Source organism: Cupriavidus sp. Agwp_2 (assembly GCF_040784895.1).
Lineage (GTDB): Bacteria > Pseudomonadota > Gammaproteobacteria > Burkholderiales > Burkholderiaceae > Cupriavidus.
Genome location: NZ_CP088085.1, coordinates 714431 through 726912 on the forward strand (window position 1 = coordinate 714431; position 12482 = coordinate 726912).

Annotated in this window: 8 protein-coding genes and 8 pseudogenes; 6 read left to right on the forward strand and 10 right to left on the reverse strand. The window is 60.6% G+C overall.

Annotated features, from left to right (window positions below; genetic code table 11):
* Positions 1-393: 393 nt before the first annotated feature.
* From LPA45_RS33560 to LPA45_RS33570, 3 genes and pseudogenes are all read right to left on the reverse strand, one after another.
* Positions 394-936: a hypothetical protein gene (locus LPA45_RS33560; protein ID WP_367395210.1), complete on the reverse strand. Its 543-nt coding sequence runs from the start codon at positions 934-936 to the stop codon at positions 394-396.
* A gap of 359 nt (positions 937-1295) precedes the next feature.
* Positions 1296-1673, reverse strand: a complete 378-nt coding sequence (locus LPA45_RS33565) for a hypothetical protein (RefSeq protein ID WP_367395211.1) — start codon at positions 1671-1673, stop codon at positions 1296-1298.
* Positions 1670-1956 (reverse strand): annotated as a pseudogene (locus tag LPA45_RS33570) (efflux RND transporter permease subunit); the annotation flags it as partial. The pseudogene LPA45_RS33570 and the gene LPA45_RS33565, both read right to left, overlap by 4 nt.
* A gap of 328 nt (positions 1957-2284) precedes the next feature.
* Between LPA45_RS33570 and merR the strand changes: the two are divergent.
* Positions 2285-2709 (forward strand): annotated as a pseudogene (gene merR, locus LPA45_RS33575) (Hg(II)-responsive transcriptional regulator).
* Positions 2710-2812: 103 nt separating this feature from the next.
* Here merR and tnpC read toward each other — a convergent pair.
* Together tnpC and LPA45_RS33585 are read right to left on the reverse strand one after the other, a co-directional pair.
* A complete protein-coding gene (tnpC, locus tag LPA45_RS33580; protein ID WP_367395212.1) occupies positions 2813-3157 on the reverse strand; it encodes a Tn3 family transposase post-transcriptional regulator TnpC in 345 nt (114 codons plus the stop codon).
* Positions 3150-3787: pseudogene (locus LPA45_RS33585) on the reverse strand (Tn3 family transposase); the annotation flags it as partial. The gene tnpC and the pseudogene LPA45_RS33585, both read right to left, overlap by 8 nt.
* Before the next feature lie 89 nt (positions 3788-3876).
* Here LPA45_RS33585 and LPA45_RS33590 point away from each other — a divergent pair.
* Entirely contained in the window at positions 3877-4911 is a 1035-nt protein-coding gene (locus tag LPA45_RS33590) for an IS110 family transposase (protein ID WP_367395213.1), read from the forward strand.
* Between the two features lie 352 nt (positions 4912-5263).
* On the opposite strand, the gene LPA45_RS33595 is transcribed toward LPA45_RS33590, so the two are convergent.
* The gene (locus LPA45_RS33595; protein WP_367395214.1) at positions 5264-5659 is read right to left on the reverse strand and encodes a transposase; all 396 of its coding nucleotides are present in this window, start codon (positions 5657-5659) and stop codon (positions 5264-5266) included.
* 20 nt (positions 5660-5679) lie between these two features.
* On the opposite strand from LPA45_RS33595, the gene tnpB (LPA45_RS33600) reads away from it, so the two are divergent.
* Both tnpB (LPA45_RS33600) and LPA45_RS33605 read left to right on the forward strand, forming a co-directional pair.
* A complete protein-coding gene (gene tnpB / locus LPA45_RS33600; protein WP_367395215.1) occupies positions 5680-6027 on the forward strand; it encodes an IS66 family insertion sequence element accessory protein TnpB in 348 nt (115 codons plus the stop codon).
* Positions 6028-6175: 148 nt separating this feature from the next.
* Positions 6176-7531 (forward strand): annotated as a pseudogene (locus LPA45_RS33605) (IS66 family transposase); the annotation flags it as partial.
* 36 nt (positions 7532-7567) lie between these two features.
* Here LPA45_RS33605 and LPA45_RS33610 read toward each other — a convergent pair.
* Positions 7568-8443 (reverse strand): annotated as a pseudogene (locus LPA45_RS33610) (IS66 family transposase); the annotation flags it as partial.
* 86 nt (positions 8444-8529) lie between these two features.
* On the opposite strand from LPA45_RS33610, the pseudogene LPA45_RS33615 reads away from it, so the two are divergent.
* Positions 8530-9327 (forward strand): annotated as a pseudogene (locus LPA45_RS33615) (IS5 family transposase).
* Between the two features lie 371 nt (positions 9328-9698).
* On the opposite strand, the gene LPA45_RS33620 reads toward LPA45_RS33615, so the two are convergent.
* The 3 genes and pseudogenes from LPA45_RS33620 to LPA45_RS33630 form a co-directional block, all read right to left on the reverse strand.
* A complete protein-coding gene (locus LPA45_RS33620) occupies positions 9699-10604 on the reverse strand; it encodes a metallophosphoesterase (RefSeq protein ID WP_367395216.1) in 906 nt (301 codons plus the stop codon).
* Between the two features lie 907 nt (positions 10605-11511).
* Positions 11512-11682 (reverse strand): annotated as a pseudogene (tnpB, locus tag LPA45_RS34300) (IS66 family insertion sequence element accessory protein TnpB); the annotation flags it as partial.
* A gap of 65 nt (positions 11683-11747) precedes the next feature.
* Positions 11748-12065: a transposase gene (locus LPA45_RS33630; RefSeq protein ID WP_367395217.1), complete on the reverse strand. Its 318-nt coding sequence runs from the start codon at positions 12063-12065 to the stop codon at positions 11748-11750.
* A gap of 70 nt (positions 12066-12135) precedes the next feature.
* On the opposite strand from LPA45_RS33630, the pseudogene LPA45_RS33635 reads away from it, so the two are divergent.
* A pseudogene (locus LPA45_RS33635) lies at positions 12136-12441 on the forward strand (HAD-IC family P-type ATPase); the annotation flags it as partial.
* Positions 12442-12482: the final 41 nt, after the last annotated feature.

Here is a 12482-nt window from a genome sequence, read left to right on the forward strand (position 1 = left end):
ATTACAGCAATTGTTGAGGCGACATCCGATGAAACGTGGTTATGGTCCATAGGGTGGGGATCGAAGCAAGGGAAGGCGGAGCGGGAAAGAAATGTTTTTTATACACCGGTTCCTCCGGCTTCTCAAAGTCTGGCATGCCAAAAAGCATGGTGCCGGGTGGGTCGAGGGAGCATGTGTCAAGTTTTCAGATCAACACTTCGGCTCCTCGACGCGCTGACTGCCGCAGCAGCGTTTTTCAAAGGCCCTACGATCCCAGCATTGATTCCGATGCAGGACATTTGCCTCATACCCGCGAGCTGCTGACTGGCCAGTTCGGCGGGTGCAGTGTGAGCTGCCCCGGTTGGAGGACGGCCCCCCTCAGCGGATTTCCATCGCGGGGATTAAGGAAGGACGCTATGCCGCCGATTGTGCCGGCTGGCAACGGGAACGCGAGGTCGGGACCGGCACTGTCGCACAACCGGCGCATTGGTGGTCATGACGGGCGACCTCCAGCGCGCGCTTTGTCATTCGGATTTCGTAGTCCTCACCATTGACTGGCAAAAAAACGACGGTACGGTAGAGGCTCCTCGGAAGATGGGAGGCATAGACGCTGATGCGAACGTTGTATCCTGCTTCAATCCAGACTTCCCGGGCAAAGGATTTTGGCTCCATCGTTCTCTGGCCATCCATGTCAAGCGCGAATGCAGCAGGCTTGGCGGATTCGGTAGTCGGGCCCGGTGTTGCTGAAGCGCCGAGGGCAACGGGAATCAGTTTGAAACGTGATAGCGTTCTACAGCTGGGCTCACGACCGATATCGACGCCCGCGAACCTCGCGTCGGGTGCCAAGCCTTCTACCGCTATGCGCGCGCGGGCACGCGGGCTATCAGCAGGCTGCACGAAAGGTACGCAGGCCGCAGTGCTCAACGCAGACAATACCACTACCCCGACATGGCTCATTTGCGGCTCCGCGTCATTGAAGATTCTCGGATCGATACCAAACGCGTCCAGTTACTATATTTTTCGTTCATTGCCGCCCGATTGCAATGGCATGACATCGCTGTAAGGCGACTGGGCAGCGCAGGAGAGATCTCCCTGCTGATATGACGGCGTATGCGGTAGGCCGACGGCCAACGGGAAAAAATGAGTCGAGCCAGGAGGGGCGTGAACCGCTACGTCGCTGTCCCAGCGCCTGATGGAAATCCTGCGTCATTCTGTCGGTCACCCCAAGCGTGGTTGTTCCCTAGCCAAATGGGGCCTTTTATTCGAGGATGGGCGCCCGACCCGCGACACGACTTACGGGCCCGGCGCAATCGGCTTTACTTCGCTACAAAACGTGCCGTCACGGTCTTGCCGTCGGCAAATTTGATCGTCGCGACCAGCTTGGAGCCGGCCTTGATCTGCAGCTTGTCGGCCGCTACGAGCGCGTTTTCAGCCCCCGGGACCAACGCCGATTCCGTCTTCTCGGCGCCGGTCAGTACCATCAGCTTGCCGCTGGCACCGGCCGCTGGCCGCTTCTTGTCATGGTCATCAACGTAAATCGTGACGTTACCGTCCTTGTTGACCAACTCGAATTGCAGGTCGCTGGCGGTCTGCACGATGCCGCCATACTGCGCCGGCTTGGCGCCATGGGCAATCGCCACGCTGGACAGGCCAAGGCTTGCGGCAATCAACATAGCTGAAATCTGCTTTTTCATCGAATACTCCATTGATGCAGCGACTTGGGGGCGTCGCTGCCAAAGCCCATGAACTTACACGTCGCCCTGCTGGGGATCCGCTCCAGCGGGCGGCGTCCGAACAGCCAGAACGCGAGTGGCGTCAGCACGGAATCCAGGATGGTTGAACTGACCAGCCCCCAAAATCCCCAGCGCCACCGTATGCAGGATTTCCTTGCCGAGCGCTTCGGCCGATATTAGCCAGCGCGAACGTAGCAACCAGCGCGGTCATCAAGACCGGCGTCAGCCGCTCCAGCGACCCGCGCTCGTAAGTGTGCGTCTGCGCATTGGCGTAGCTGAATGCGATAAGTAGGATAATACCAACCAGGACCGCAAGATTTTTCATGTTTATCTCCTTGCGGGTCGGTTGAGGAAGGCAGCATACGACTTCGGCATTGAAGCGTGTGTTCGTGCTTCTATACAAATGTGAACCCTTGTAACGCTGCTATGCCACCGCAAGCCGGCGCCCGCTAATGGCTGTCGCCTCATTGATGCACTGCGCCCGTGTTGCGGTTTCGACATGCGCTTGACCTTTCGAATCGGAAAGGGATAACGTAAGCTTACTTCCGTACTTTTGTACGGAGTCAAGCGGGATGGATCGCAATTTGGAGAGTTTGACGATCGGCGCCTTCGCCAAGGCCGCCGAGGTCAATGTGGAAACCATTCGGTTCTACCAGCGCAAGGGGCTGCTGCCGGAGCCGGGCAAGCCTTACGGCAGCATCCGCCGCTATGGCGAAGCGGATGTGACGCCGTGCGGTTCGTGAAAGCGACCCAACGGCTAGGCTTTACCCTGGACGAGATCGCCGAACTGCTCCGGCTGGAGGATGGCACCCATTGCGAGGAGGCCGGTAGCCTGGCCGAGCATAAGCTCAACGACGTGCGCGCAAAGCTTGCCGACCTGAGACGCATGGAGGCCGTGCTGTCCGAGCTGGTGTGCGCCTGCCATGCCCGACAGGGCAACGTATCCTGCCCGCTGATCGCATCGCTGCAAGCGGGAAAAGTATGCCAAAGGGCGTAGTGGACGCGGCTACGCTGCCCCAGCTCCTTCCGGCTTCTGTTCTGCGGCTTCGTCGCAGCCGGCCTCACATGCGCCGTCTCGACGGGCAATCGACTTGGCCGATTCAGACTTCGTCGCGGGGGCGAAGCGGCTCCAGCGGGCGCAGCGCTTGCACGGCGCGCTTGAGGAGCAAGATCCAGTCGTCCAACTCCTCTATGATGGCCTCGGCCTGGTCCACGAGGGTCGGGCCAGTGGTTGGATACGACAACGCGGCGCCGTTGATCAGAGTATGTGCCATGCCGTGCAAGCGCAGCAGATCGTCGCGCAGCCCGGCTGGCTCACAGCAACGCGCGCGGATCGCATCGAGGTGGTCCACCACGCGCAGGATGGTGGTTGTGTCGAACGTGTCCCGAAGCGCTTGCAACGCCTCGGCGTCGACCCTGCCGTAAGGGGTATCGGTGTCAGGCATGGCGAGGCTTGCGGACGGAATGGGCGGGAGCGGCGAAGAGGCTGTCGCGAATCCAGGCTTCGGGCACCCGCTCCAGGTTGAGTTTATAGTCGCCGAAGCGCTTGATGTTGCTGGTGAGATAGGGACTCAGGAAGCCAATGTCGGCCACGTCGACCTTGATCCCTTCCTTCGCCATCGCGCGCAGGGCCTGCATCATGTCCGCCGTGTACTGCAGAATCACGGCCGAGGCGATCAGGTCGTTGTAGCGTAGGCGCTTCTGCTGTTCGTCGGGATCGATTTCAGCCAGCACGTCACCGCCGAATGAGAACCAAAGCCATTGTAGGACTCGATCTTGTTGGTGGTGGCGGTGATCTCTTGGCGTAGTTCGCGGCTGCCAATCCATTCGAGCAGGAACGCCGTGCGCACGACCTTGCCGAGTTCCTGCGCAGCCAGAAACAGGCGATTGCGGCGGCTTTCCGATCCGAACCGGCGCAGCAGGAGCGGCGAGGAGATAGTTCCGGCCTGGATCGATAGCGCTACCTGCATCAGGTCCTGCCAGTGGAAGGCGATCAGGTCCCAGTCCACGGTGTCCGAGAACAGCCGGTCGATGTGCTTGTATTTGGTGTCGACATCGGCACGGTAAAGCGTAAGCAATGGGATGGACGCCCCCACCCGACTACGGCATCAATGTGCCAGAGTGGAAGTGTCATCAACCACTCAAACCGGAAGGGGCGTCCACCATGCAGATTACGACAATTGGGATCGACCTGGCCAAGAACGTGTTTCAGGTCCACGGGGCGAACGAGCGAGGCAAGACGGTGCTGCGCAAGCAATTGCGGCGTGACCAAGTCGCAGCGTTCTTCGCCAACCTCCCGAGCTGCCTGATCGGGATGGAGGCCTGCGGCAGCGCACACCACTGGGCGCGCAAGCTGCAGGCGCTCGGGCATACGGTGCGTCTAATGGCGCCGCAGTTCGTGAAGCCTTATGTGAAAAGCAACAAGAATGACGCGGCCGATGCGCAAGCCATTTGCGAGGCTGTGACGCGGCCAACGATGCGGTTTGTGCCGATAAAGAACGTCGAACAGCAGACAGTGCTCTCACTGCACCGCGTGCGCCAGGGCTTCATAAAGGCTCGCACCGCTCAGGCCAACCAGATCCGTGGCCTACTGGCTGAGTATGGTCTTGTTGTGCCACAAGGCATTGCCTACATCGCCCTCCGGGTGCCGGATTTGATCGAAGACGCGACTAACGATTTGCCTGGCGCATTCCGGCAGCTTATCGACCGACTGCTCGAGCACCTCAAGTTGCTAGACAGACAGGTCGACGAGATCGAGGCCCAGATCAAAGCCTGGCATCGTGACGACGAAATCAGCCGCCGACTCGAACAGGTGCCGGGGATCGGTCCGATCACAGCGAGCGCGCTGGCTGCTTCGGTCGGCGATGCAAAGAACTTCGACAACGGGAGGCAGCTTGCGGCGTGGTTGGGGCTTGTGCCACGACAGCATTCCAGCGGCGGCAAGGCAAAGTTGCTTGGCATGAGTAAGAGAGGCGATGCGTACCTTCGAACGTTGCTCATTCACGGGGCGCGGTCGGTAATCTACCGAGCGACGCAGAGGAACGACCCTGACAGTTGGCTGGTCAAACTGACCACGCGTCGAAACGCAAAGATCGCGGCAGTCGCATTGGCCAACAAGACGGCCAGAATCGTCTGGGCTTTGCTTGTCCACGACCGCCAGTTCCGACCCGACTACACGCCTGCCGTCGCAGCCGCGTAGTCAAGTCGGCCAGTCCAAGCAAACTTCATTGAGAGAGGATCACACCGCAGGTTGCTCAGGCAATCACGAAGTGATGGCAAGACAGGTAAGACCGTGGTCGGCACAGCCCGCGCCGGGCGAGGCACTAAGAGTGCGTGTAAGCGATCGAGGCGCCGACCAGCAAATCCCATCAGGGACAGCGAGCATGCCCATGCTCGCATCAAGAGTCCGGATGTACGGGGGGCGTTCGCAAACAGGTAGGCGTGATGAGACTGGGCTGCGCCGAAGACCTGCACCACGCGCGCCAGCAGCCGCTCGCTTCCAGCACGCATGTCGATGGGCTCGACGGCCAACCACAGCGCGTCAATGCGGATCATCGCAGCCAGTCCCGAAGCAGTTGGGCACATTGCTGTGCCGCTGACAGAGGCCAATGCACAACCAGCGTGCCGCCTGGGCGCTGGATCTCCATGCGGATGATCTCGGGCGTTGCCGCCGCCGGCGTGTTACACGGTAGCATCTCACCTGTGACTGCGGGCAAGGCCTCCACCTGCAGCGGAACAAACGCATGGCCCTCGCTCAGCGCAGCCAGCATCTGCCTCTGCCGTTCCTCGCGCATCCATCGGTGCACCATGTTCGGGTTCAGCCCGTGGCTGAGCGCAACCCCCGCCACCGAAGCTCCTGCCTGGCGAACCTGCTCCAGGACCATCGCCTTGAATTCGGCGCTGTACTCCCGCCGGCGCGCCCGCTCAACTGTCGACACTTTATCCACGATCCTCCTTCGTGGGGACGATGCTTCATCGCTTCAATCGATTCAAGATGGAAGAACTGGTCGCTTACTGCTCACGCGACTGCCAACCAAGAAGACCGCCGACATCGCGGAACTCCTGCCCCATCGCTGGGCCGCTTCCGCCATCACTGCATAGCCCTGTCAAGACGGACACCCGCATCAAGCTATTGGTACATGACGGCTTTGGTGTATGGTGCGCAGCGCGCCGCCTCAACCAAGGACGCTTCGTCTGGCCTGCCGTACAGGTCGGCGCCATCGGCGCACAACTGACGCAGGCGCAGTTCGACGCCCTGGTACTCGGCCTGCCTTGGCAGCGCCTCGAGGACCTCCGCGCCATTATGCGGATATGACGATGATCACGGCGGGTTGACAGCATAAATCCGGATGGTGGTAATGCCCGGTGGCTGTCACGATGGTTCCATGCTGAACCTGCGCCAACTACAAGACCAAGGCATTCAGGACCTCGCGCCCGAGGACGTCCTGGCACTGGCGCAGCAGATGCTCGCACACATCCAGCAGCAGGAATGCGAGATCAAGCTCAAGGACGTCAAGATCGAGAAGATCACCTTCGAGCTGGCGCGACTCAAGGCTTGGAAGTTCGAGGCCAAGACCGAGGCTATGAGCGCCGAGCAGCGCCGCCTGTTCGAGGAGACTCTGACCGAGGATGAGGCCAGTCTGCAAGCGCAGTTGCAGCAGGCCAAGGGCGAGCCCTCTGTTAAAGACAACACCGAGTCCAAGCGCAAGCCCCGTCGTCAGCCACTGCCGGCCCATCTGCGCCGAGTCGAGCATCACCACGAACCCGAGGACACCCACTGCCCAACACCGGGCTGTGGACGGACCATGGTACGCGTGGGTGAGGACGTCAGCGAGAAGCTGGATATCGTGCCGGCGGAGTTCTTCGTGCACCGCCACATCTATGGCAAGTGGGCCTGTCGATGCTGCCAACGCCTGGTGCAAGAGCCTGTTGAACCCCAAATCATCGACGGTGGTCTCCCAGCAGCCGGCTTGGTCGCGCACACGCTGATCAGCCGCTTCGTCGACCACCTGCCGTACTACCGGCAGGAGACGATCAATGCCCGCTCGGGCGTACACACGCCGCGCTCCACACTGGCTGCCTGGTCCGGGCGTGCTGGTGCGGCACTGGAGCCGCTCTATGAAGCGCACAAGCGCTTCGTACTTGCAGCAAGGGTTCTGCACGCCGACGAGACGCCGGTGGCGATGCTCGACCTGGGAGCCGGCAAGACCAAGCGAGCCTACGTCTGGGCCTATTCGCGCGGCACGTTCGACCCACAACAGGGCGTGATCTACGACTTCTGTATTGGTCGAGGCGCGCAGTATCCGATTGCCTTCCTGGGAGGTACCAGCGAAGACGGCAACGAGCGATGTTGGCAAGGTACCTTGGTGCGGGATGAGTACGCTGCCTATGACAGCGTGTTGCAAGCCTACCCCGGTCGCATAGCCGCGGGATGTCTGGCTCATGCCCGGCGTCGGTACGACGAACTGCTACGAAACCAGGGCGGCAGCACGGTCGCGCCAGAGGCACTGCGTCGCATTGCGCAGATCTACCGTCTTGAGCGGGAGCTCACCACCCTGAGCAGCGAGCAACGTCTGGCCAGAAGGCACAGCGACGCCAAGCCTCTGTGGGAACAACTCCATGCCTGGCTGCAACTGGAGCGGTCACGCGTGCCCGATGGCGGCATCACAGCCAAGGCACTCGACTACAGTCTAAAGAACTGGCCGACGCTGACGCGCCACCTCCTCGATGGGGAGATAAGCGTGGACAACAACAGTCTGGAGAACCTGATCCGACCCTGGGCCCTGGGAAGGCGCTCGTGGTTGTTCGCAGGCAGCGAACTAGCCGGTCAGCGCGCCGCGGTCGTGATGAGCCTGGTGCGATCTCCCGAGAGCGACAGGACGGATTTGCCCTTCGATGTGGTTGTTATCGATGGGCACCGCCGGATCGTCGACGTAGCGCACAAGTGCGGCCCAGCGTTTGAGGCTGTAGTCGATGGCACGCGCGATGGCCGAACCGTCGGGCACTCGCCGTCTTTGCTCATCAAGCCAGAGATGCAGTGCGTCCAGGATTGGCCCGGCCCGGTGCTGCCACATTTCCAGGCGCAGTGCTGGCTCTGCATTCCGCACCTCTCGCTCGATCTCGTATAGCCCGGCAATGAAGCGCAGCGCCTGGCCAGCCAACTCGCTCTTGTGCTTGTCGTGCAGCTCAAAGTACTTGCGACGTGCGTGTGCCATGCATCCGATCTCGATGATGCCGCTGCCGAAGCTGGCCTTGTAGCCCGAGAAGTCATCGCACACCAGCTTGCCTTTCCAGTCCTGCAGGAACGCCCGGGCATGTTCCCCGCTGCGGCTCGGAGCAAACTGATAGACCACTGCACGCAACGACGAGAACTGGCTCGGCGCGTAGGCCCACAGATAGGCACGATGCGTCTTGCCATTGCCTGGCGAGAGCATCTGCACCGGTGTCTCGTCGGCGTGCAGCACGCTCTGGGTCAGTACCTCCTGCTGCAGCGCGTCCACCAGCGGTTGCAAGTGCACACCGCAGATGCCGACCCAGGCGCCCAGCGTCGATTGCGGGATCGCCAAGCCAGCGCGCGCGTAGATACGTTCTTGCCGATAGAGAGGAAGATGGTCACCGAACTTGGACACCAGCGTATGCGCCAGCAGGCCGGCGGTGGGGATGCCCTTGTCGATGACGTGAGGAGGAACCGGTGCCTGCGTGAGGGTCTCGCATTGCCCGCATACCCACTTAGAAGCCCAAACAAAATGAATCTACAGGGCTGTTAACTTCAAGTGATCTTTGTTAACCTTTGCGTTGTTTCGTCAGCGCAAAGGACATGGCCAAACTAATACTCGACGACGAACTGTGGGCACTCATCCAGCCACTACTGCCGCCACCGAAAGCTCGGCGCGCCCGCTATCCCGGGCGCAAGCCGCTGGACGATCGGGCCGTGCTCACCGGCATTCTTTTCGTCCTGCAGTCCGGCATTCCTTGGGAGATGCTGCCCAAGGAAATGGGCTGCGGCTCCGGGATGAGTTGCTGGCGACGACTGCACGCCTGGCAGAAGGCCGGTGTTTGGGATCGCCTGCACGAGGTGCTGTTGGCCAAGCTGCGTGCGGCCGACCGCATCGATTGGTCACGTGTCATCGTCGATTCCTCTTCCATTCGTGCTGTGGGGTCGGGTCAAAAACAGGACCCAACCCCACCGATCGCGCGCGACCCGGTTCAAAGCATCACCTCCTGACGGAGGCCCAAGGCATACCGCTGGCGCTGATACTGACCGGCGCCAATCGCAACGACGTCACCCAACTGCTGCCGCTGGTCGAGGCGATTCCGCCTATCCGCGGCAAACGCGGCCGTCCATTGTCCAAGCCCTGCATCGTCCAGGGTGATCGCGGGTACGATCACGACAAATATCGCAAGCCGCTTCGCCACCGAGATCTCCCGTCGCGGTGAACCGCATGGCAGTAGTCTTGGCAAAACCCGTTGGGTTGTAGAACGAACAATTGCTTGGCTGCACAACTTCAAGAGATTGCGCGTGCGCTTCGAGCGCCTCGCCACCATCCATGAAGCCTTCCTGAAAATCGCCTGTTGCATCATCTGCTGGCGTCACCTCAGGAGGTCATTTTGTTAGGCCCTCTAAGTGCAACACAGACCGATGGGGCTTTCTGGCCGATCGCTCGTTTGGGGAGCTAAGTGCAGTTGTGTGCACGGGGCGGGAGAGGTCAATCGCTTACACAGCATCAGTCTCGGCGGGCGGCCGCCAAGATACCCGCAACCCTCCCCCGCGGCAGTCCAGCGTCGGCGCGGTCGCGGCCAAAGGAACCCAACGCACGCATATTGCGAGCTCTCGCCGGATGGTGGTACGCGAGGGTGCTGATTCGATGAATTGGACGCTTGTTCTCTACGACTGGGACGGCTGGAATCGAGGTAAGCATACGGCGAACCCCTCTTGACCGGTATAAGGCGATCACAACTGATTTCGGTCGAGATCAGGCACTCAGGCTATTCGACGCTTGAGATTTTCGCGACGGCCATCGGCTGTGCTGACGGCCGCTCGAGCTCGAGCATCAGCAGGTCGGGTGGAGCAAAGGTACGTAGCGGGAGGTCGACGGTACCAATACCACGCGAGGTATAAACCAGACGGGATTCGAAACGACTCAGACCGCTCGGGTACAGCCTGCACATCGGGCCGTTGGGTAAGACAATCGGGCCAGAAGGCATTGCTATCTGCCCCCCATGGGTGTGGCCAGCGAGAAACAGGTCAAAGTGGATTCCCGTTAAGCTGCTCAATCCGTCTGGGCTGTGGCAAAGCACGAGTCGAAAAGCCTCTTTGCCAATTTTCGCCGCCGCGGCGCAAGGATCGCAATTGCCTGTCCATGGGTCGTCCAGGCCAAGAACAACCACGTCTGACCAAGGGGGCGGAAGCTCTACGACGTCATTCACCAGTACCGTCGCTCCAGCCTTCGATAGCGCAGCCGTTATCGCATGATCCCATGTCCATAAATCGTGGTTGCCCAGCACGGCCAGCTTGGCATCGCACGGTATCGACCCCACGAGACGGCTCAGCGTCGCGAGGCGATGCGGGTACGCCTCCAGAAAGACGTAATCCCCGCCCAGCAAGAGCACATCGGGTCGCTCGTGCCGGATGATGTCAAATGTCCGCTCCAACAAGGGTATAGGCGTGGTCGGACCTATATGAAGATCCGAGATGAAGGCAATGCGGCACGCCCTTCCATCTCCGGGAGGAAGGGTGAGAGTGAGGCGCGTAGTCGTGACCTCACGCTCGCTGGGTAAGAATCCCCAGAGGCGAGCAGGCCAGTCGCCAACGTATGCATGAGCTAGTGCTGATTCAAGAATCCCCCGCCACGCGGTAAATCCGCGGCCACGGCCGTAGCTTGCGCGTTTCATGACTGCCTCATTAATCATAAGTACGGGAACCCGTCTCGACGAAGTTACATGGCTGTGCCGACGGGAACCCAACGATATGGGTAAGCCCCCGGTGAAACTAGCTTGAACGTGACGGCGCCAGAGGCAGCGATCGCGCCAGTTGAACTCCTTCAAACAACCCCTAGTCTCCTGTCCACATAAAAAATAGCTGGGTGAATACGGCCATCGCCTGCGCCAAAACCAATATCATGCCCGTGACGAGTGGCACCACACGGCCTGAACTGTTGCCACAACTACGCTGAGTGCGGCGAGCAACATCTGGGGGCAAATGATGGTCAGGCCTCTGCGGTTGACCGCCAGGGCCCGTGGTTTCCTCCCTGTGCGAACCATTCGTTCTGCGATGGCAATACGCCACTTGCGCGCTGTGCAACATAGAGAACAATCGGCAGGGCCGCCGCTGCAGCAGACAGAAGGGCCAATCCTAGAACGACACGCTCGCCAAAATTTCTGCTCATCCCGATGCCATAGAATTAAGCGTTACGCTGGTTTGACGGTAAGCGTCTTATCGTAGCCGCCTGAAAAAATGGTAAGCCCCCGGCGAAGTCTTCTCGAATGAGGTGAGGCCGGAGGTAACGCTACCGTTGCACAATCTGGACGACGCGGAAGGAAGGCAGGTGTCAAGGTGTTTGCCGCGATTCGCGTTGCGCGGAGATCCATATTAGCTTGAACGCCGGCGGTGACTTTCCCAAGTGCGAGCGACTCCTAGTGTGCTTACTTGAACAAAGTGACGAAGTCCGCTATCAGCAATCCTGACCTCCCCAACCGACAGGCGTGCGCAGACGGCGACGGCAAGTTCTTCTGTTCGTATTTCGAGTGCATCTCGCCTAGAGGCAGCAATAAGCACGGTTGGGGATGTTATCTTCGATGCAAGCGCAGTGAGGAGATCACCACGTTTGCCTCTGAAGATGAACACATGGCCTGAGAAGGGGTCCTTCTGAAGTACCGTCTGCACCTTGGCCGCCAGGCCATCGAAGCCACAGCGCTTATCCGTAAATTTAGCGGCAACCCAGATGCGGGTGTTCGCCGGCGGCCCCATCATTGGCTCAGGCACTGCACCGCCGTATGCAGGACTTCCGCATCGACCCGGCAATGCTCACCTGTCCCTTAGCCACTTTGCAACCGTATGACCCCTGCGGGCGATACTTCCGGCTGATCGCACGGGTTCCCTTTGAGAGGCACCGCGACCGATTCTTCGACTGCCGGTGCCTCAACCACGACGGGCAACAGCAACGGGTCGTTCGCAACCTCAGGGGCACCGAAATGGCCCGCTCGATACATGCGACGCCAGCGGAAGACCATATTCACGTTCAGACCGTGTTCCAGCGCTAGCTTCGAAACGGAGACGCCTGGCACGTATGCAGCTTCTGCCAGCCTACGTTTGAGTTCAATCGGGTGATTTCGCCTCTCCAAAGTAGTCCCCACCAAATTCTGATGGGGACTACTCTGGATACATTCGCCGTACGCGTCTACACGGCCATCAGCGGACGGTTACGTATCTGGCGGTGGGGCCGGGGTGCTTGCCGTTTCCGACCCCGTCAAGGCCAGTACGCCCGAAGCGCTGGCGACGCTCAAGCAGACCGGAGGGCGCGTGGTGATGGCGACGGGTGATTGCGTTGTCACGGCCAGGGCGGTGGCCAGCGGCCTCGGCATCGACGAGTTCCACGGCGAGGTCAAGCCGGCCGACAAGCTGGCGCTCGTCGAGCAACTGCAAGGGGAAGGCCGCGTGGTCGCGATGGCCGGCGACGGCATCAACGACGCCACGGCGTCGGCGAAAGCCGACGCGGCTTGCCGCCAAGGAGAGACATGGCACACCGCTTCGGGGCGGCCTACGAGGCGTAT